The organism is Qipengyuania pacifica (genome assembly GCF_019857205.1).
GTDB lineage: Bacteria > Pseudomonadota > Alphaproteobacteria > Sphingomonadales > Sphingomonadaceae > Qipengyuania > Qipengyuania pacifica.
The window spans coordinates 126813-146378 of the sequence record NZ_JAHWXO010000002.1 but is presented as its reverse complement, the minus strand read 5'-3'; the positions used below and the strand labels follow the sequence as shown (position 1 = coordinate 146378).

Annotated in this window: 15 protein-coding genes and 1 riboswitch; of the genes, 13 read left to right on the top strand and 2 right to left on the bottom strand. The window is 60.7% G+C overall.

The genetic code is table 11. The annotated features are described in order from the left end of the window. Positions 1 to 67: 67 nt before the first annotated feature. Positions 68 to 253: riboswitch (cobalamin riboswitch) on the bottom strand. A 157-nt stretch (positions 254 to 410) separates the two neighbouring features. From KYK83_RS03855 to KYK83_RS03810, 10 genes are all read left to right on the top strand, one after another. Continuing rightward, positions 411 to 1490 (top strand): cell wall hydrolase, encoded by a 1080-nt coding sequence (locus tag KYK83_RS03855; protein WP_248284247.1) that lies wholly within the window; start codon positions 411 to 413, stop codon positions 1488 to 1490. A 122-nt stretch (positions 1491 to 1612) separates the two neighbouring features. Next, positions 1613 to 1966, top strand: coding sequence for a hypothetical protein (locus tag KYK83_RS03850; RefSeq protein ID WP_222827245.1), 354 nt, complete (start codon positions 1613 to 1615; stop codon positions 1964 to 1966). 129 nt (positions 1967 to 2095) lie between these two features. Continuing rightward, positions 2096 to 4003, top strand: a complete 1908-nt coding sequence (locus KYK83_RS03845; RefSeq protein ID WP_248284246.1) for a putative bifunctional diguanylate cyclase/phosphodiesterase — start codon at positions 2096 to 2098, stop codon at positions 4001 to 4003. 266 nt (positions 4004 to 4269) lie between these two features. After that, positions 4270 to 5232: a malate dehydrogenase gene (gene mdh, locus KYK83_RS03840; RefSeq protein WP_222827243.1), complete on the top strand. Its 963-nt coding sequence runs from the start codon at positions 4270 to 4272 to the stop codon at positions 5230 to 5232. Positions 5233 to 5264: 32 nt separating this feature from the next. Continuing rightward, positions 5265 to 6155, top strand: coding sequence for a succinate--CoA ligase subunit alpha (gene sucD, locus KYK83_RS03835; RefSeq protein ID WP_103023228.1), 891 nt, complete (start codon positions 5265 to 5267; stop codon positions 6153 to 6155). 97 nt (positions 6156 to 6252) lie between these two features. Then, positions 6253 to 9084, top strand: coding sequence for a 2-oxoglutarate dehydrogenase E1 component (locus KYK83_RS03830; protein WP_222827242.1), 2832 nt, complete (start codon positions 6253 to 6255; stop codon positions 9082 to 9084). Positions 9085 to 9101: 17 nt separating this feature from the next. Beyond that, complete coding sequence (gene odhB / locus KYK83_RS03825; protein ID WP_222827241.1) at positions 9102 to 10343, top strand: 2-oxoglutarate dehydrogenase complex dihydrolipoyllysine-residue succinyltransferase; 1242 nt, start codon at positions 9102 to 9104, stop codon at positions 10341 to 10343. Between the two features lie 202 nt (positions 10344 to 10545). Then, complete coding sequence (gene lpdA / locus KYK83_RS03820) at positions 10546 to 11955, top strand: dihydrolipoyl dehydrogenase (protein ID WP_222827240.1); 1410 nt, start codon at positions 10546 to 10548, stop codon at positions 11953 to 11955. Between the two features lie 32 nt (positions 11956 to 11987). After that, a complete protein-coding gene (locus KYK83_RS03815; protein WP_222827239.1) occupies positions 11988 to 12782 on the top strand; it encodes a hypothetical protein in 795 nt (264 codons plus the stop codon). Between the two features lie 67 nt (positions 12783 to 12849). Further along, the gene (locus tag KYK83_RS03810; protein ID WP_222827238.1) at positions 12850 to 14325 is read left to right on the top strand and encodes a DUF4403 family protein; all 1476 of its coding nucleotides are present in this window, start codon (positions 12850 to 12852) and stop codon (positions 14323 to 14325) included. 7 nt (positions 14326 to 14332) lie between these two features. On the opposite strand, the gene KYK83_RS03805 is transcribed toward KYK83_RS03810, so the two are convergent. Beyond that, entirely contained in the window at positions 14333 to 16015 is a 1683-nt protein-coding gene (locus KYK83_RS03805) for a dipeptidyl-peptidase 3 family protein (protein WP_222827237.1), read from the bottom strand. A 127-nt stretch (positions 16016 to 16142) separates the two neighbouring features. On the opposite strand from KYK83_RS03805, the gene KYK83_RS03800 reads away from it, so the two are divergent. The 3 genes from KYK83_RS03800 to KYK83_RS03790 are packed head-to-tail and all read left to right on the top strand — an operon-like array spanning position 16143 to position 18810. Then, positions 16143 to 17477 (top strand): amidase family protein, encoded by a 1335-nt coding sequence (locus KYK83_RS03800; RefSeq protein WP_222827236.1) that lies wholly within the window; start codon positions 16143 to 16145, stop codon positions 17475 to 17477. A 14-nt stretch (positions 17478 to 17491) separates the two neighbouring features. Further along, positions 17492 to 18193 carry a PepSY domain-containing protein gene (locus tag KYK83_RS03795; RefSeq protein ID WP_222827235.1) on the top strand — a complete coding sequence of 234 codons (702 nt, stop codon included), beginning with the start codon at positions 17492 to 17494 and terminating at the stop codon, positions 18191 to 18193. Then, complete coding sequence (locus tag KYK83_RS03790; protein ID WP_103023219.1) at positions 18190 to 18810, top strand: trimeric intracellular cation channel family protein; 621 nt, start codon at positions 18190 to 18192, stop codon at positions 18808 to 18810. The genes KYK83_RS03795 and KYK83_RS03790 overlap by 4 nt, the downstream gene beginning before the upstream one ends. On the opposite strand, the gene KYK83_RS03785 is transcribed toward KYK83_RS03790, so the two are convergent. Next, a complete protein-coding gene (locus KYK83_RS03785) occupies positions 18807 to 19553 on the bottom strand; it encodes a hypothetical protein (RefSeq protein WP_222827234.1) in 747 nt (248 codons plus the stop codon). The genes KYK83_RS03790 and KYK83_RS03785 overlap by 4 nt on opposite strands. Between the last annotated feature and the right edge of the window lie 13 nt (positions 19554 to 19566).

Sequence of the window (19566 nt, the reverse complement as noted above, 5' to 3'; positions counted from 1 at the left end):
GCCGCCCATGACGGGAGGAAGCCGAAACGCTCCATCCACGTTTGCTACAGGTACACCCCGCCCTGCAGCCGAACGACGGTCATGGGCAGGTCTCCTGGCTCCCGGATCAGCGGCCCTGTTCCGCCTTCCCGCTTTCGCAGTGGCATGTGGAGCGGACCTCCCCGGTCACAGTTGCGGGAGCAGCGAGGGGCTTGCACCCTCTTCCCTCTTCGGGCCTGCGCGAAACAGGCCAACCCGTGACTCGCGGCGCCGACTACTGCGCAATGTGTCGTTGCACAAGACGCAACTTCATTAAGTTTTGCTGTTATAGCGCGCCATCGAATCCCGTCCCGTTGCGGGATGGCGATCGCACACATCTGTCGGCCTTACCGGGTATAGGCTATGGGCAATTCCTGAAAGAAGGACGCAGTTTGAGCGGATTGGAAGCGTTGGCCGGGGACAAGGACCGTGCGCTGCACGTCGCCTCGCCGCGCGCCCAGCGCCGGGCCGCCAGACTGCAGGATCGCCGTAAACTGATGACCCGCCTCGGTATTCTTGGCGCTGCCATCGCTCTTCCGACCGTGGCAGCGCAAGGCGAATGGTCCGATTTCAGGAGCGCGATTGGCCTAGGCGACGAACGCGTGCCTTTGACGCCCATGCCGTTCGAAACGGCTGGCGAAAGCTTTCCTGGATCGGCTTTCTATTACCTCGAAGATGCCCCGCGCCTTGCCACAGATATCGCCGACCTTCGCAAGAGCGAAGGGACGCTTGAAACCGTCGAATTTGCACAAAGTCATGGCGCGGGTGCAGCGGCACAGGCATTTCGCCAGACGGGCAACGGCATCGACAAGGCGCGCGCATTGCAGTGCCTGTCCATGGCAGTGTATTACGAGGCCGCCAGTGAAAGCTTGTCGGGGCAACAAGCGGTGGCGCAGGTGGTCCTGAACCGGGTTGCACATCCCGCCTATCCCGCCAGCATCTGCGGTGTGGTGTTTCAGGGGTCGGAACGCAAGACGGGCTGCCAGTTCAGCTTCACCTGCGACGGATCACTGGCGCGCACCCCTTCCCGCCGGGGTTGGGCGGTGGCCCAATCCGTAGCGCTGGGTGCCTTGGCGGGCGAGGTTTACAAGCCCGTCGGCCTGGCCACGCATTACCACACCAATTACGTGAACCCCTATTGGGCCGCCAGCCTCGATTATATCGGTGCCATAGGCGCGCACCGTTTCTATCGCTGGAAAGGCGGGGCCGGAACCGCCGGTGCCTTTACCGACGACTATGCCGGCGCGGAGCCGCTTGCCGCCCCCAACATTCGGCGCGCGGAAGCGGACGTCCCCGGCCCTGTACAGCCTACCCCTCCCTCCAATGCCGCTATCGGTATCAGTACCGAACCGGATGCGCCCGTTGGGGCGCCCGCCGCCGCACCTCCAGCCGACAAGCTCCCGCAATCCGGCAGGGTTCGCGAGGAGTATGCCAATTCAGGCAAATGGATCAACGAGCCCGGGAAGAAATAGGCTTGCGGGCCAACACGAAGGCAATCCTTTACGTCTCTACAACCATGCTGCGGAACCGAAGTTTAGCGTGCTTCGGCCATGAGGGGGTTCAACAGCCCAGCCCCCCCTGAGGAGACCATGGCATGCCGGTCCATTTCGCTGCCGCACGTTCCACCGCCCATTCGCCGATTGCCCGGGCACTGGCTCGCAAAGCGCACTCGCGCGCGGCGAACGACAATGCCGGGGCAGCGCAGATGGTCGCCACCGCTTCCCCTATCGATGGCGTGATGCATGCAGCGCTGAAGCACTTTGCGAACCATGGGCTGAGCGCGGCGAAAGTTGCAGCGCAGCAGGCTGAACACGCCCATGCGGCCGACGACACCGAAAGTTACGACTGGTGGCTCGGCATCTGCCGAACGCTCGATCGCGGGCTGGCCAGACGCCTTGATGAGCAGCTTGCCATGAAGTCGTTGCTGGCGAGCATATCCCCCGTATAACTCCGGAAAATCCACGTGTTACCGTTAACTGAAATATGATGGATCCGCCTTAAACGCTTTGCCATGGGTGAGCGAAGCGGGTCATTCGATTTGAAGCGGTACGTCGCCCATGCGTCGTCGAGAGATCCGTTGAGCGAGAAAGCTCGCAATTCTCTCATTCGCTCACTCTACGACCGGCGCACGGCGCTCGCAGTAGGCGCCCTGAACTGCACCATCTCGAGCACGGTCGTGGCGTATCTGTCCAGTAGCGCCCTCCTCTATTCTCTCGTCTTTCTGCTCAGCAGCATCGCCGTCCTGCGGATCGTCAACTCTCGTCACCTGGCAAAGCGCCCGGAAGAGATAAGTGCAGCCCAGCTTGAATTCGCTTACAAGTTCGGCGCGTTCGGCTTCAGCCTCATCCTCGGCACCGTGGCCGCGTCGGCCATCGCGCTCGACATCGATGCGATGGCGCAGGTCCTGATCATTTCGAATGCGCTTGGCTACGGCATAGGCATCTGCGCGCACAACGCCGCGCGTCCGGCCATAGCTCTGGGCCAGTTGACGCTGGTGTCGACACCTATCGTCATCGCGTCCATCACCCATGGTTCGATCGCCGGGGCATGTCTTGCGATAACCATCGCTCTTCTCTTTCCCGCAATGTACTCGATCGTCACCTCCATCTTTCGCACCTTGCACGAATCCCTCGACGCGGCAGACCGCAGCGCAGCGCTGGCAGCGGAAATGGAAACCTTTGCCCTGACCGACACGGTAACCGGGCTTTCCAATCGTCTTGGGCTGGACCGCCTTTTGCCTGGCGTCATCTCGGCGGCAGATGTCGACGGGCGGGCTGGTATTTTCTGGATCGACCTGGACAGGTTCAAGGAAGTCAACGATCTCAAAGGTCATCAAGCAGGTGATGAGGTTCTGCACACTATCGGCGCGCGGATCGCCGCCCTGGTCGGCGAAGACGGTATCGTCGCTCGCTTCGCCGGTGACGAGTTCGTCGTTGCCTGCCTGATAGCCGACCGCAACGCCGCGTCGGTCATGGCCAGCACGCTACTGGGCGAGGTCATGCGCCCGCTGCAAGTCGATGGGGAACGCCTGGAAATGGGCGCATCGATCGGCATTGCCTTGATGCCGGACGATCGCGTGATGCCAGATCAACTGATGCGCCATGCGGATATGGCGCTGTATGAGGCCAAAGTCGCCGGCCGATCCCAAATTCGATTCTTCACCCCATCGATGACCAGGGACCTGACCCATCGCCGAAAGATCGAGACCGAACTTCGCCTTGCGCTTTCGCGGCATGAACTGTCCGTCTACTTTCAGCCGATCGTCGATCTGGATACGGGTCGCATTCGCTGTTTCGAAGCCCTGGCGCGCTGGTTCCACCCGACAAGGGGTGAAATTCCTCCCGATCAGTTCATCCCGGTTGCCGAAGAATGCGGCGCAATCGTAACTCTCGGCAACTGGCTGACTGGCGAAGCAGCGCGTGCGGCCGCAGCCTGGCCCGACGATATATCCGTCGCGGTCAATCTTTCGCCGATGCAGATCAAGGCTCCCGGCGCAGCCCTGGGCATTCTCAGCGCGATCCGAGATGCGGGCCTGTCGCCGGACCGTCTCGAGCTTGAAATTACCGAAAACGTGTTTCTGGAAGACAGCCCGAGCATCGCGATGTTCATCGAAGATCTTGCGCGTGCCGGAGTGCGGTTTGCTCTCGACGATTTCGGAACGGGTTACTCTTCGCTGAGCTATATAAATCAATGGCCGTTTTCGAAGATCAAGGTCGATCGCAGTTTCGTGTCGGGCGCGCAGGCCGGTCGCAAGAGCGATGCAATCATCCGCGCTGTTTCGCAGATGGGCCGCACACTCGGTATCGAAATCGTGGCCGAGGGCCTCGAAACCACCGAACAGGTCAAGGGTGTTCGGTTTGCGGGCTGTACGCTTGGACAAGGATATCACTTCAGCCGCGCCATTCCGGCGTATCAGGCGTCGTTGCTGCTGGCCGAAGACGGATTGTCACAAAGCAACCATACCCGCAGTCACGGAACGGCTTGACCAACTTCGCGAAAGAAGGGGATTATCGTTCTGAAATAAGCTTGCGCAACGAGCCGAGCCCACCAGTCTATTGCAATTGCGAACCATTTGCAAAGATAGTTTTCTGTGTGTGCCGTTTGCCGGTTGCATTCCCGTGTTGGCGCGCCTAGGTCGCTCTCGCAATCGACCGGTGCCATGCTTCCTTTGCGGGACACTTGATGCATGGCCCATTCATGGTCCGGGTAACATCGCTGTCCCGCATGGCAGGAACAAGGACGCTACCCCCAATGGCACGCAAGAAGATCGCCCTTATCGGCTCCGGCATGATCGGCGGCACGCTCGCCCACCTCGCCGCGAAGAAGGAAATGGGCGACATCGTCCTGTTCGACATCGCCGAAGGCATGCCGCAGGGCAAAGCGCTCGACCTGTCGCAGTGCGGCCCGATCGAGGGTTTCGACGCGAAGATCACCGGCACCAATGACTATGCCGACATCGCCGGCGCGGATGTGGTGATCGTCACCGCCGGCGTTCCGCGCAAGCCCGGCATGAGCCGCGACGACCTGCTCGGCATCAACCTCAAGGTGATGAAGGCGGTCGGCGAAGGCATCAAGAACAACTGCCCCGACGCCTTCGTGATCTGCATCACCAACCCGCTCGACGCGATGGTCTGGGCGCTGCGCGAATTTTCCGGCCTGCCGCACAACAAGGTCGTCGGCATGGCCGGCGTGCTCGACAGCGCGCGCTTCGCCACCTTCCTCGCCTGGGAATTCGACGTTTCGGTGAAGGACGTGAACGCCTTCGTTCTCGGCGGCCACGGCGACACCATGGTGCCGGTCCTGTCCTATTCGACGATCAACGGCATTCCGGTGAAGGATATGGCCAAGATCAAGGGCGTGTCGGAAGACCGCCTCGACGAAATCGTCAAGCGCACGCGCGGCGGCGGCGGTGAAATCGTCGGCCTGCTCGGCAATGGTTCGGCCTATTACGCACCCGCAACCAGCGCGATCGCCATGGCCGAAGCCTATCTCGGCGACAGCAAGCGCATCCTGCCCTGCGCCAGCTACGTCGAAGGCAAGTACGGTCTCGACGGTCTTTATGTCGGCGTTCCCACCGTGATCGGTGCGGGCGGCACGGAAGACGTGATCGAAATCGAACTCGGCGATGAGGAAAAGAGCAACCTCAAGGTATCGACCGACGCGGTCGAAGAACTGCTGGAAGCCTGCAAAGGCCTGGACAGCTCGCTCGCCTGAACGGCGAAAAACACCGAACAGGAAAGACACACATGAGCATTCTCGTAGACAAGAACACCAAGGTCATCACCCAGGGGATGACCGGCGATACCGGCACTTTCCACACGCAGCAGGCGCTCGCTTATGGCACGCAGATGGTTGCGGGCGTGACCCCGGGTAAAGGTGGCACCACCCATATCGACCTGCCTGTCTTCAACAGCGTTGGCGAAGCCAAGGCCGCTACCGGCGCAACCGCATCCTGCATCTACGTGCCGCCGCCGTTCGCTGCGGACTCGATCCTCGAGGCGATCGATGCCGAGATGGAACTGATCGTCGCCATCACCGAAGGCATCCCCGTGCTCGACATGGTCCGCGTCAAGCGCGCGCTGCAGGGTTCGAAGTCGCGCCTGATCGGCCCGAACTGCCCCGGCGTCCTGACGCCCGGCGAATGCAAGATCGGCATCATGCCCGGCTCCATCTTCAAGAAGGGCAGCGTCGGCGTGGTCAGCCGCTCCGGCACGCTGACCTATGAAGCCGTCCACCAGACCACCATGGTTGGCCTTGGCCAGACCACTGCAGTCGGTATCGGCGGCGACCCGGTCAACGGCACCAACTTCATCGACGTGCTCGAACTCTTCCTCAAGGACGACGAAACAAAGTCGATCATCATGATCGGCGAAATCGGTGGCAGCGCCGAAGAAGAAGCAGCCGAATTCGTCGCGCACATGGCGAAGAAGGGCGTTGAAAAGCCCATGGTCGGCTTCATCGCCGGTCGCACGGCGCCTCCGGGCCGCCGCATGGGCCATGCCGGTGCCATCGTCTCGGGCGGCCAGGGCGGTGCGGAAGACAAGATCGCAGCGATGGAAAAGGCGGGCATCCGCGTTTCGCCCTCGCCAAGCGAACTTGGCACCACGCTCGACGCGCTGCTCAAGGAACTTGCCTGATACCCGGCGCGGGCCACCCTCCTCCCCGGGACCGTCCGCGCCGCTGAGGCATTGCCATTAGGAGCCGACATTTGGTCGGCGCAAGAAGGTGACCCGGATGGGTAACGAAAGCCATGATTTCCTGCCCGAGCTGGGCGACCAGGAAGGTCCCCAGCAGGGGCCCAGCTGGAGCAATCCTGCATGGTTGACCGAAGTGGTCGACAGCAGCGCGGATCTTACCGCCGCGCTCGATCCCACGCAGATGCGCGTGGTGGTCTCCAAGGCTGCCGAAAAGGCCGGAAAACAGCTCGACGACAAGGCGCTCGAGAAAGCATCGGACGATTCCAATCGTGCAATGATGCTGGTCCGCACGTTCCGCGTCAGAGGACATCTTGCCGCCAACCTCGACCCCCTCGGTCTGTCAAAGCGGGAAATTCCCGAAGACCTCACGCTCAAGGGCCACGGCTTCGAGGGTGAAGAGGATCTGGAAGTCTATGTCGGCGGTGTCTTCGGCTTCGGCTGGGTAACCATCGGCGAACTCTACGATGCGTTGCGGCATACCTATTGCGGCAATGTCGGCCTGGAATACATGCATATTTCGGACACCGTCGAGCGCCGCTTCCTGCAGGAACGGTTCGAAACGCCGGAAGAAACCATCCAGTTCACCGACGAGGGCAAGCGCGCCATCCTCGCGGCGGTTATCCGCGGCGAACAGTATGAATCGTTCCTCGGCAAGAAATACGTCGGGACCAAGCGCTTCGGCCTCGATGGCGGCGAATCCATGATCCCGGCGCTGGAAGCTGTCATCAAATATGGCGGCCAGCAGGGTGTGCGCGAAATCATCTACGGCATGGCCCACCGCGGCCGGCTGAACGTGCTCGCCAATGTCATGGGCAAACCCTACAAGGTTATCTTCCACGAATTTTCTGGCGGCAGCGCCAACCCGGAAGACGTCGGCGGCTCGGGCGATGTGAAGTACCATCTTGGTACAAGCACAGACCGCGAATTCGACGGGATCGATGTTCACATGAGCCTCGTTCCTAACCCCAGCCACCTCGAAGCGGTCGACCCGGTCGTGCTCGGCAAGGCCCGCGCGCAGCAGGCCATCCGCGACGATCTGAAGCAGCACGAACAGGTTCTGCCCGTTCTGCTTCATGGCGATGCTGCCTTCGCCGGCCAGGGTATCGTGTGGGAATGTCTCGGCTTCTCGGGTGTGCGCGGTTACAATACCGGCGGCTGCCTGCACTTCGTGATCAATAACCAGATCGGTTTCACGACCAGCCCGCAATTCGCGCGGTCCTCCCCTTACCCCAGCGATGTGGCCAAGGGCGTCCAGGCACCGATCCTCCACGTCAACGGCGATGATCCCGAAGCGGTAACCTTCGCCTGCAAGCTGGCGATCGAATACCGCCAGACCTTCGGCCGCGACATCGTGATCGACATGTGGTGCTATCGCCGGTTCGGGCACAACGAGGGCGACGAGCCCAAGTTCACCCAGCCGTTGATGTATGACGAAATCCGTCGGCACCCCAAGGTCAGCGAACTCTATTCGAAGCGCCTCGAAGATGAAGGCGTGATCGAAAAGGGCTATGCCGACGGGCTGTGCGCCGAGTTCACCGCGCATCTCGAAAAGGAATTTGCGGCGGCCAAGGACTACAAGCCCGATCAGGCAGACTGGTTCGGCGGTCGCTGGTCCGGCATGAACAAGCCTGCCGATCCGGAAAGTGCGCGTCGCAATGTCGAAACGGCGATCGACAAGAAGCTGTTCGACAGCCTCGGCCGTACGCTGACCGGCATCCCCGGCGACCTGACGATCCACAAGACGCTTGGCCGTGTGCTCAAGGCCAAGGAGGAGATGTTCTCCAGCGGTGAAGGGTTTGATTGGGCCACTGCCGAGGCATTGGCTTTCGGCAGCCTCGTGACCGAAGGGTTCGGTGTGCGCCTGTCCGGGCAGGATTCGGGCCGCGGTACCTTCAGTCAACGCCATGCCGTGTGGATCGACCAGAAGGATGAACACAAATACATCCCGCTGACCACGCTGCCGCACGGCAAGTTCGAGGTCTATGACAGCCCGCTGTCCGAATATGGCGTGCTCGGCTTCGAATACGGTTTCGCCATGGCGGATCCCAAAAGCCTGGTGATGTGGGAAGCGCAGTTCGGCGATTTTGCCAACGGCGCGCAGATCGTCATCGACCAGTTCATCGCCAGCGGCGAAGCAAAATGGCTCCGCGCCAATGGCTTGGTGCTGCTGCTTCCGCATGGCTATGAAGGTCAGGGCCCCGAACACAGTTCGGCGCGGCTCGAACGTTTCCTGCAATTGTGCGCGAACGACAACATCCAGGTCTGCAACATCACCAGCCCGGCGAACTACTTTCACGTCCTTCGCCGGCAGATGCTCCGCAACTTCCGTAAACCGCTGGTCATCATGACGCCGAAGAGCCTTCTGCGTCACCCGCTGGCGAAATCCGAAGCGAGCGAGTTCCAGGGGGACAATCACTTCATGCGGATCAAGTCCGACATGAAGGAGATTGACGACGAGAAGGTGAAGCGCCTCGTGCTGTGCAGCGGCAAGGTCGCTTATGACCTGATGCAGCGCCGCGACGAAGCGGAACTGGAAGATGTTTCGATCGTGCGTATCGAACAGCTCTACCCCTTCCCGGGGGAACCGCTGGCCGTTCGCCTCGAACGCATGAAGAACCTCGAACAGATCGTCTGGTGTCAGGAAGAACCCAAGAACAACGGTGCATGGTTCTTCGTCGACCGTCTGATCGAAGAGGCTGCAGAGGCTGCGGGCAAATCCGGCATGCGCCCCTGCTACGCCGGCCGTGAAGTGGCGGCTTCGCCAGCAACGGGTTACGCCAGCCGCCATCAGGTGCAGCAGGAAGCCCTCGTCAATATCGCGCTCGGCCTCAACGGTCAGGCGCCCAATGTCCGCAGCGACTGCAAGTAATTCGGGAAAGCAAGAATATGGCCACCGAAGTCAAAGTTCCTACGCTGGGTGAATCCGTCACCGAGGCGACCGTCGGCGAATTGCTGAAGAAAGTCGGCGATGCGGTCGCCGTCGATGAACCCATCATCAGCCTGGAAACCGACAAGGTCGCGGTGGAGGCGCCCTCCCCCGTTGCCGGCACGATCAAGGAATTCAAGGTCGACGTCGGTGACACGGTCGAAGTCAATGCAGTGATCGCGGTGATCGAAGAAGGCGACGCTCCGGCAAAATCTTCCGGTGATAGCGACGACGCACCCAAGGCGGACAAACCGGACGCGGACGTCGAAAAGGCTGCGCCGGCTCAGGCCAAGGAAGCGACCGACGGTGACAGTTCGCAAACGCTCTCGCCTGCCGTGCGCCGCGCAGTGCTGGAACACGGTGTCGATCCTTCCACGATCAAGGGCACCGGCAAGGACGGCCGCCTTACCAAGGAAGACGTGATCGCTGCGGCGGAAGCCAAGAAGTCGGGCGGCAGCAAGCCGGCTGAAAGCACATCCGCACCGGCATCGGCCGCGAGCGAGCGCCGTGAAGAACGCGTCAAGATGACGCGTATGCGCCAGACCATCGCCAAGCGTCTCAAGGGTGCGCAGGACAATGCCGCGCTGCTGACGACGTTCAACGACGTCGACATGTCGGCCGTCATGGAAGCACGCGGCAAGTACAAGGACATGTTCGCCAAGAAGCACGACATCCGTCTCGGCTTCATGGGCTTCTTCGCCAAGGCGGCCTGTCTTGCGCTGAAGGACGTGCCAGCGGTCAACGCCTATATCGAAGGCGATGAGATCGTCTATCACGACTATGTCGATATCTCGGTTGCCGTGTCCGCTCCCAATGGTCTGGTCGTTCCGGTCATCCGCGATGCGCAGGACAAGGGCTTCGCGCAGATCGAAAAGGACATCGCCGATTTCGGCAAGCGCGCCAAGGACGGCACGCTGACGATGGACGACATGAAGGGCGGCACCTTCACCATCTCGAACGGCGGCGTTTTCGGTTCGCTGATGTCGACCCCGATCATCAATCCGCCGCAGAGCGCTGTCCTCGGCCTGCACCGCATCGAAGATCGCCCGGTCGTGGTGAATGGCGAAATCGTCATCCGCCCGATGATGTATATCGCGCTGTCCTACGATCACCGTCTGATCGACGGTCGCGAAGCGGTGACCGCCCTGAAGATCATCAAGGAAGCGATCGAAGATCCGACCCGGATGCTGATCGACCTGTAAGAGCAACGCCGATTGGAGTGCGTGTGTGCGAAAGGCTGTCCTACAGACTGGCAAAAGTGCCATGATGCCAGCCATGACCCACTCGCTTGATCTGGTCGGCACCTGCGATTTGCGTCCGCTCACCCCGGACCGTTTTTACCCCTTGGACCGTGTAACACCCGGTCCATGTCTGCGACGCAACGAAAGTTAACAGAGACGAATCATGGCAGAATACGACTACGACGTCCTCGTCATCGGTGCTGGCCCGGGTGGCTATGTTGCCGCAATTCGTGCAGCCCAGCTCGGCCTGAAGACGGCGTGCGCCGAAAGCCGCGAGACGCTCGGTGGCACCTGCCTCAACGTCGGCTGCATTCCCTCCAAGGCCATGCTGCACGCCTCTGAATACTTCGACGCGGCCAGTAACGGCACGATGAAGGAAATGGGCATCGAGGTTACGCCCAAGCTCAATCTCGACGCCATGCACGCACAGCGCCGCGACGCGGTGAAAGGTCTGACAGGCGGGATCGAATTCCTGTTCAAGAAGAACAAGGTCGACTGGAAGAAAGGCCATGCCACTTTCCAGGATGCCCATACGGTCAAGGTCGGCGATGAAACGGTCACCGCCAAGAATGTGATCATCGCCACCGGTTCTTCCGTTACCCCCCTGCCGGGTGTCGAAGTCGACAATGAAAAGCAGGTGGTGGTCGATTCCACCGGCGCTCTCGAACTCAAGGCCGTACCCAAGAAGATGGTCGTCATCGGCGGCGGCGTGATCGGCCTGGAACTCGGATCGGTCTGGCGTCGTCTTGGTGCCGAGGTCATCGTTGTCGAATATCTCGACAAGCTGCTGCCGGGTATGGATGACGATGTTCGCAAGGAAGCGGCCAAGATCTTCAAGAAGCAGGGCATGGAACTGCGGCTGTCGACCAAGGTCACCGGGTGCACCGTCGATGGTTCGAAAGCCACGTTGATGCTCGAACCGGCTGCCGGCGGCGACGAAGAAACGCTGGAAGCGGATTGTGTGCTGGTTTCGATCGGTCGCCGTCCGAACACCGAAGGCCTCGGCCTCGACGCGATCGGGCTCGAAGTGAACACGCGCGGCCAGATCGAAACCGATCACGATTTCCGCACCAAGGTCGATGGCGTATGGGCCATCGGCGATGTCGTCCCCGGTCCGATGCTCGCCCATAAGGCGGAAGACGAAGGCATAGCCTGTGCCGAAAACATCGCCGGCCAGACCGGTATCGTGAACCACGATATCATCCCGGGTGTTGTTTACACATGGCCCGAATTCGCCGGTGTCGGTCTGACGCAGGACGAAGCGGTCGAGAAGCTGGGCGACAAGGCCAAGGTCAAGGTCGGCAAGTTCCCGATGATGGCCAACAGCCGCGCCAAGACCAATCATGAACCCGATGGTTTCGTGAAGATCGTCGCGGATGCGGAAACCGATCGCGTTCTGGGCGTGTGGTGCATCGCAAGCGTCGCCGGCACCATGATTGCACAGGCCGCACAGGCCATGGAATTCGGCGCGACTAGCGAAGACATCGCTTACACTTGCCATGCCCACCCGACGCATTCCGAAGCGATCAAGGAAGCGGCGATGGCGGTTCAGGGCAAGCCGATCCACATCTGATCGCCGTTGTGACAGTCGGGGCGAGAATCTGAATGTCTGCGCGAGTGTCGACAATTCCGGCACTCGCCATACCCTCGCTTGCCGGGCTGACCTATCTGCTGCTTGCAGGTGCTCCAAGGAGCTACCTGCTCGTGAATGCGACAGCCCTGCTGCTGTCGATAGCGCTGATGGCTTTCGGCAAGGCGCGCGTGCAACGCCAGCATCGGCTGCCGATCCTTGTCGCACTGGTCGTGCTATTATTCGTCCCCCTGTTCACCGGCGTTGCGATCAATGGCATCGCGCGCTGGCTGCCGATCGGCCCGCTGCTGCTCCATGCCGGGCTGCTTGTCCTGCCCGCCATCAGTGTTATAGCCGCAGAGGGTAAGGGGCCCGGCAAGATAGCGTTGGTCGCGGCGTTGGTGGCGGTCTTCTTCCAACCCGATGCCGGCACTGGTCTGGCCGTAACCGGTGCCGCTATCGGGCTCTATGTGGCGCGGCCCCACTGGGCGACAGGCTGCATCGCGTTTGCAGCCTTCCTGGCAAGCCTGTCCATGCTGGTTCGCGGCGAACTCCCCGCCCAGCCGTACGTGGAACGTATTCTGGTCGACGCTGCTCAGGTTTCGCTGTGGTTGGCAGTCGGCATTCTGGTCGCCCTGCTGGGCACGGTCGCGCTGCTCGCCGGACTTCGCAGCGGAACGGTCAGCCAGCGCTTCGCCCTTGCCGGATCATTTGCCGGCTTCTCCATCGCTGCTCTTGTATCGAACTATCCTTTCCCGCTCATCGGCTACGGTGCCTCGGCAATCCTCGGATATGGATTGGCATTGTTCCCCATGGGATCGTCCCGATAAACTTTCCGCTTGCCGATACCCCATCCATGCCGCAGATTTGCGCAACAGGGCATCGGGGCGATCGAGCATGAAAATCAGGCACTTGGCGATCGCCGCAAGCTGTAGCGCAATGGCGCTGGTCGGCTGCAGCCGGGAGCCGGATTTCGAACCGCCTCCGCGCGCTACGGATACTATCGACATCGAACCTCGAAGTTCGCTCGTCGCAGTACCCGTAACTGCCGATCTGACCGCGCTCGAAACGCAGATGTCGAAAGAGATACCGCGAACCTTGTGGACCATCGACCGCAAGGACCAGACCTGCGCCGCGTCGAAAAAGGTCAAGGTGGCCTTCGTCAAGCTCAAGACCCCCACCATCAAATGCGATATCGTGGGCACTGTGACACGCGGACGCGTTACGATCGACGGTCGCGGACGCGACATCATCCTGACGATGCCAATCCACGCCGAAATCAAGGCGCAGGATATTGCCGGTATCCTCAAGCAGGAAACCGCAACGGGAGATGCCAGGGTGCGCGTCGTCGCCCGGCTTTCGATCGACAGCCAATGGAACCCGCAGGGCAAGGTCGACATCCAGTACGACTGGACCGACGAACCCCACGTCGACTTCCTCGGTCAGCGTATCGAGTTCACCAGTGACGCGGACGCCAAACTGAAACCCGTGATCGCGCGCCTGGAACGCAATTTGCCGCAGGAACTGGCGAAGCTGGGTCTGCGGGAAGATATCCAACGCCTATGGGGCGAAGCCTTCACATCCCTCCAGCTTAACGAGACGAACCCGCCGGTCTGGATGCGGATCGTGCCCGAACAACTCTATTACGGCGGCTACACGCTGCGCGGCAAACGCATGGAGTTGCGACTGGGCATGAAGGCGGTGACCGAGACCTTCGTCGGCAAGCGTCAGCCAGACCCAAAGCGCAAACCCTTGCCGCCACTTGCAAAGCTCGAAGAGCAGCCTGGCAAGATGCAGTTCTTCATCCCCGTCATCGCAGATTACAAGCAACTCGAGCCGGTGGTAGCGAAGGCTTTGGTCAAACGGTCCGCGCGGCCATTCGAAGTGCCCGGGATCGGGCCGGTCAACGCAAGGTTCGGACAGGTCGTTGCCTATGGCACTACCGGAAACCGCATCGCTCTGGGCCTGACTTTCAAGGCAGCCCGAGCCGACGAAAAGTTCGGCGATGCGACGGGCCAGGTTTGGCTGACCGCCCTCCCCGTCAACGAACCTGGCTCTCGCAAGGTTAGTTTTTCCAACCTCGAAATTACCGGCGACACCGATCGCGACACCACCGATTTCCTGTTGCAGATTGCCAATTCGCCCGGGTTTTCACAAACCATTGCGACTGCTCTGACGCAGAATTTCGAAGAAGATTACGACGAATTGATGGCCAAGATCGCCAATGCCATCGATACCAAGCGCGAAGGCGATGTCGTCATTCGTGCGCAGATCGACGAGGTGAAGACCGGACGCCTGAAGGCGGCGGGACAGGGCCTGTATTTGCCAGTCTGGGGGACGGGCACCGCATCGGTGATCCTCGCCCCCCGTTGACGGCTATCTACACTTCGCTGGGGTAGATCGGCTGAATATCGACTGGAATATCGCTCATTGCGGCGAAACGTCCGCGCGCCCAATCGTCGAGCTTGGCATAACGAGCGAAGAACGCCTTGGTCCCTTCGTAATCGCCATTCGCCTGCAGCATCAGCTGGTCGTGCAAAAGGTCGCGCAGACCGGCTTCCATTTTTGCATAATCGACGATGTAGCGATTGGCAGCCGCATCCCAAGTGAACGCACCCTTTTCCTTGAGATACCCGTATTGCAATGCTGCGCCTTTGCCGTGTGCCTCGTCGATTCCGAAGCGCATCGCGCGGAAAATACCGGCGAAATAGCTAGCATAAAGTTGCTGCTTCTCGGCAGCGGGGATTTCGCCCTTCTCCATCATGAAGAGAATGTTCCAGACGCCCATGACGTCCGCCTTGCTCTCTTCCAGCGCCGAATACTGTTCCTTCAATTCCTCGTTCACCGTCGTCTGGCGGCCATCCTTGGTAATTGTACCGGGCCCGAGGCTGTGGGACAGTTCATGGAACAGCGTTTCCAGTTCCATGTACTTCTTCGCGACCAGCGCGGCCTGATCCTGCTTCAGCACGACATCGCCGATAGGATCCAGAATGCGTTCGTATTTCGCGCCGAGTACGTTGGCGAGAATGACCTTCTTGGCACCTTTGGCTTCGCGCACCCGCTCGTCATTGGGAAGGTTGAAAGCGATGGTTTGTACGCCTGGTACATTGTCGCCCCCACCGTGGATCTGATCGGCCACCGCGATGGGGCTTTCGAAGCCTCGCTGGAAATTCTTGTATCGATCCTCGATCGGAAGGTTGCCTTCCATATCGCGCAGGTAATTCTTGTATTTCGCCAAAGCGGCGCTCTCTTCGGGATTGCGCAGCGTGACGAAGCTTTCGAAGGCGGTTTTTGTACCGTACAGGCGGTCGGTATAGACCTCGTAGGGTCCAATCGCGACTTCGATCGGCGTGTCGGCCAAGTCCATCCACGCCATTTCGCTTTCGTAGTAATCGTCGGACAGGAAGCTGGCGGCACGCAACGTCAGGAATTTCTTGAGGCTCGGGTTGCTCGTACGCTGGGCAGCCTGTTCCAAGAGTTTGGCAGCAGGTTCTAGCCACTCGCGATATTCCACCGAATAAGGGACAGCGACCAGCCCATCGCCCTCGCGCTTCACCACGGTATACGGGGCCAGCAATTCGTCTTTCTGTGCAGGATGAGCCGTCAGATAAGCATCGAATTCTTCACGGGTCAGATCGGTGGGATAGAAGCCGGCCCCTTCGGGCAGCGGCTCTGTGCCCCAGAAGGGATGAAACTCGTCGAGATCGTCCCACGCGCCGTAATACCGGTCGAACATGGTCAACAGCAGGTCCCGATCGGCACGGCGGCTGCGCGAGATGGCCTGACGAACCTGCGGGTTGGCGGCGAAGCGCTGGCGCAGGTATATCTCGTCCATATAGCCGCTGGCCTGGATCAGCAGATTGACGACGTCGCGTTCTTCCGCAGTCAGGTAAGATGTGTCCGGTGCCATTTCGATGACGGCCAGCTTCGCATACTGGGCCTGGAGATCATAACCATCGGACGCGGCAGCGGGGGGTGCATCGGCAGACATGACCGGAGCATCATTGGCAACAGGGGTGCAGGCCGCACTGGCGAGCAGTAGGGGAAGAATGGCGCGACGCATGATCGGTCCTCCAGAATTATCTTTATGACATCAGCGCAACGTCATGCGGCGGCCATGTGTCCCGCGCAAGTGGGCGATTGACCGCGGGGTCGGCTTATCCGACATTGCCGACCCAAGAGGAGACATCATGGCTTACCCGACGCTGACCGACAATCCCGGTGCTATCGAACTTGCAGAAACGATGCGCCGGGGCGAGATGTCCCCGCTCGACGCGGTGGAGGCGACCATCGCGCGGATCGAGCGTCTTGATGCGCACATCAACGCCGTGGTGGTGACAGATTTCGACCGGGCGCGGGATCGGGCTAAGGCGATGACGGATGATCGTTCGGCGCGTGAACGCCCCTTGTTCGGCGTTCCCATGACAATCAAGGAAAGCTTCGATATCGAAGGGCTTCCCACCAGCTGGGGTCATGAGGCCTATGCCGACAACATAGCATCTCGCGATTCCAGAGTGGTCAGCCAGTTGAAGGCTGCGGGCGCCATCTTCCTGGGCAAGACAAATGTGCCGCCCGATCTGGCCGACTGGCAATCAAATAACCCGGTCTATGGCCGTACCAACAACCCCCATGACCATGAGCGCTCGCCAGGTGGGTCCTCGGGTGGTTCGGCTGCGGCCGTCGCAAGCGGCATGGTACCGTGTGAATACGGCACCGATATCGGCGGATCGGTGCGCGTTCCTGCCCATTTCTGCGGAGTTTGGGGTCACAAGACGAGCTGGGGTCTCATCTCAAAACAGGGACACGATCACCCTTCCATGAGCGGCGGTGATGCCCATGATGGTGCGCTGTCCATCGCTGGCCCGCTTGCCCGCAACGCCGCCGATCTTCGCCTGCTGTTGCAACTGACACAAACCGTTCCGCTGCGGAGGATGGAGAAGACGCTGCGGGACTGTCGGATCCTCCTTCTCACCGAACACCCGTCCTGCCCAACCGACATTTCGGTGCAGGCTCCGATCGAGGCGGCGGCAGCAGTACTGGAAGGGGCCGGGGTAACCATCGACCGCAAAAGCGAACTGCTCCCCGATCTAGCACGGCAACAGGCTGAGTATATGCGGATGCTCAATGTAGCCATGGCTCGCGGCATGCCTGGACCCAACGGTGAGCGGGCCAGCGCAACAGATTGGTTCGACATGCTCGATGCGCAAACCCGCAATGAGAACGCGTGGCATACCCTTTTCGATAATTACGATTTCGTCCTTGCCCCGCCCGCACCTGTTCTCGCGGTCCCGCACCGCGATGGCCGCGTCTTCGATGGGACCATGACCATAAACGGAGCGGAACAGCCTGGGGGAGCGGCGCTGTGCTGGGCCGGGCTGGCGACTTATCCGAACCTTCCCGCCACCGTTCTTCCTGTGGGCGAAAGCGGGGGCCTACCTTGCGGACTGCAGGTCATATCGCGCAGGTGGGCCGACCTCGATTGCATCGCCGCGGCAGAAGCCATCGGCACAATCATCCACGGCTAGGGAGCCTTCGCAAGATGGGACAGCAGCGCGCGATGAAGCGCTTGGCCAAATTGCACATCTGGCTCGGATGGCTGGTGGGGGCGCCCATTCTGATGTGGACGATTACCGGCCTCGTCATGGTGGCGAAACCCATAGAGGAAGTCCGCGGCAACCATCTGCGCAAACATGTTCCAGAACGCGCCCTGCCCGCCAATACGCAAATTGCCGTGTCGCTGCCGGCTGAAAGTACAGGTCCGGTACGATCGGTAACCACGCAGGTGGAACGCGGCGAAGCTACCACCCGCATCACCTACATGGACGGCAAGACAGCCCGCTTCCGGCCCGACGGCAGTCCTATGGGTCCGTTGTCTGAAGTCGAGGCTCGCCTGATTGTGGCCGACGGCATCGACGGTGGTGACCAAGTTGCCAGCACGGCCCGTTTCGAAGCGGAAGCGGTGCCGCTCGATTTCCGTCGTGCCTTGCCGGTTTGGCAAGTCGTCCTGAATGACGGGACGCACGTTTACGTCGGAACGGAAACGGGGCAGATAGAAGCGGTCCGGACGAAATGGTGGCGTACGTTCGACTTCGTGTGGGGGTTGCACATCATGGACTTGCAAACGCGCGAGGATACGCATCATCCGATCCTGATACTCTTTGCCGTCCTGTCGGTCATTGGATCGCTGTTCGGCTGCGTGCTGCTGTTTCGTCGCCGAAAATCGCGTATGGCTGCATCGTGAATTCCGAAGTTCTTACCCCCCTGCTCGACTGGCTGGATCTTGCCGGTGTGGCCATCTTTGCTCTTACCGGCGCTTTGGTAGCGGCGAAGGAGAGACAAACCTTCGTTACGCTCGCCTTCTTTGCCCTGATCACCGGCGTTGGCGGCGGCACGGTCCGTGACCTTCTGATCGGGGCACCGGTATTCTGGATTCATGATGCTTGGGTTGCGGCCATCTGTCTGGCGATGGCGCTGTTCGCCTGGTTTACGCCTACCCGCTGGTGGGGGGGGCGCTTCCTCTCGGTCGCGGACGGACTTGGTCTGTCTGCCTATGCAGTTCTCGGGTCCGCCAAAGCACTCGAATATGGTCTACCGCCCACCCCTGCTATACTGATGGGAGTTATAACCGGCTGTGTGGGCGGCATCATTCGCGACGTCATAGCTGGCCGACCATCGATCCTCATGCGGCCTGAACTTTATGTCACGGCCGCCGCCCTTTCAGCCACCACCAATGTGCTTGGCGATCTGGTGGGCCTGGTGCGCGAGTGGGTCTGGGTGGGTGCGACGGCCGCCGGATATGGCCTGCGGCTCGCTGCAATCAGATGGAACCTGGCCCTGCCTGCCTACGGACGGGATTAATTTCCCGCGCCCTGATAGCCGTTACCGTATTCGATATCGGCTGCGCCGTACGACTGGTCCTCTTCACCCGGCAACGGCCCACCGGGATAGGCTGGTACGGCGCTTTCAGTGCGTGCTCGTGCGGCGGCATAGTAATCATCGCTATACTGCCGATCGTCGATACCATTGTTTGCCTCGTAGCCATATCCGCCATCGGAATAGCCATTTCCGTAGGTAGCACCGCCGCGGCCGTAGTCGATCGCATCGATCCGCCCGTTTTCGCCGATCGAACAACTGAAGCTTTGCCCATCATACATTGAACCGGTTACGCTCCACCCACGCGCGTTGCGATTGACCGCATCGACGGTTTGAATACGCGCATTACGCTCGATCTCGTCCACACAGATACTCACCGCACGGTCCAGCCCGCGGGTGTCGTCATAACGATAATCGCCGCGCTGAGGATCAGGATAGCGTGGATTTCGATCACGCGAACTATTTGCAGCACTCGCCACCGCGGCAATTCCGCCGAGGATCAAAACGCCTGCAATCACATCGCCAGCATCCACGCCGCGATGGCGGCGGTGCCTGTAGCGCCGGTATTGATCGGCCGTGTCGTCGCCTGGTGCCCAAGCCGGGCTGATGGCCTGTGCAACGTGCACCGGTCCGACCTGCGGCAGTTCGGCTGCTTGGGCGGGCATGGCCGTCATTGATACGACGGCCAGAAGTGCTGGTACGACAGAAACGGATTTAATGGACGGCATGTCCGATACCCCT

Bases quoted from the DNA above. Each gene is read 5' to 3' on its own strand.
- KYK83_RS03850 (WP_222827245.1), top strand. From the start codon at position 1,613: ATGCCGGTCCATTTCGCTGCCGCACGTTCCACCGCCCATTCGCCGATT.
- mdh (WP_222827243.1), top strand. From the start codon at position 4,270: ATGGCACGCAAGAAGATCGCCCTTATCGGCTCCGGCATGATCGGCGGC.
- sucD (WP_103023228.1), top strand. From the start codon at position 5,265: ATGAGCATTCTCGTAGACAAGAACACCAAGGTCATCACCCAGGGGATG.
- KYK83_RS03830 (WP_222827242.1), top strand. From the start codon at position 6,253: ATGGGTAACGAAAGCCATGATTTCCTGCCCGAGCTGGGCGACCAGGAA.
- odhB (WP_222827241.1), top strand. From the start codon at position 9,102: ATGGCCACCGAAGTCAAAGTTCCTACGCTGGGTGAATCCGTCACCGAG.
- lpdA (WP_222827240.1), top strand. From the start codon at position 10,546: ATGGCAGAATACGACTACGACGTCCTCGTCATCGGTGCTGGCCCGGGT.
- KYK83_RS03815 (WP_222827239.1), top strand. From the start codon at position 11,988: ATGTCTGCGCGAGTGTCGACAATTCCGGCACTCGCCATACCCTCGCTT.
- KYK83_RS03810 (WP_222827238.1), top strand. From the start codon at position 12,850: ATGAAAATCAGGCACTTGGCGATCGCCGCAAGCTGTAGCGCAATGGCG.
- KYK83_RS03805 (WP_222827237.1), bottom strand. From the start codon at position 16,015: ATGCGTCGCGCCATTCTTCCCCTACTGCTCGCCAGTGCGGCCTGCACC.
- KYK83_RS03800 (WP_222827236.1), top strand. From the start codon at position 16,143: ATGGCTTACCCGACGCTGACCGACAATCCCGGTGCTATCGAACTTGCA.
- KYK83_RS03795 (WP_222827235.1), top strand. From the start codon at position 17,492: ATGGGACAGCAGCGCGCGATGAAGCGCTTGGCCAAATTGCACATCTGG.
- KYK83_RS03785 (WP_222827234.1), bottom strand. From the start codon at position 19,553: ATGCCGTCCATTAAATCCGTTTCTGTCGTACCAGCACTTCTGGCCGTC.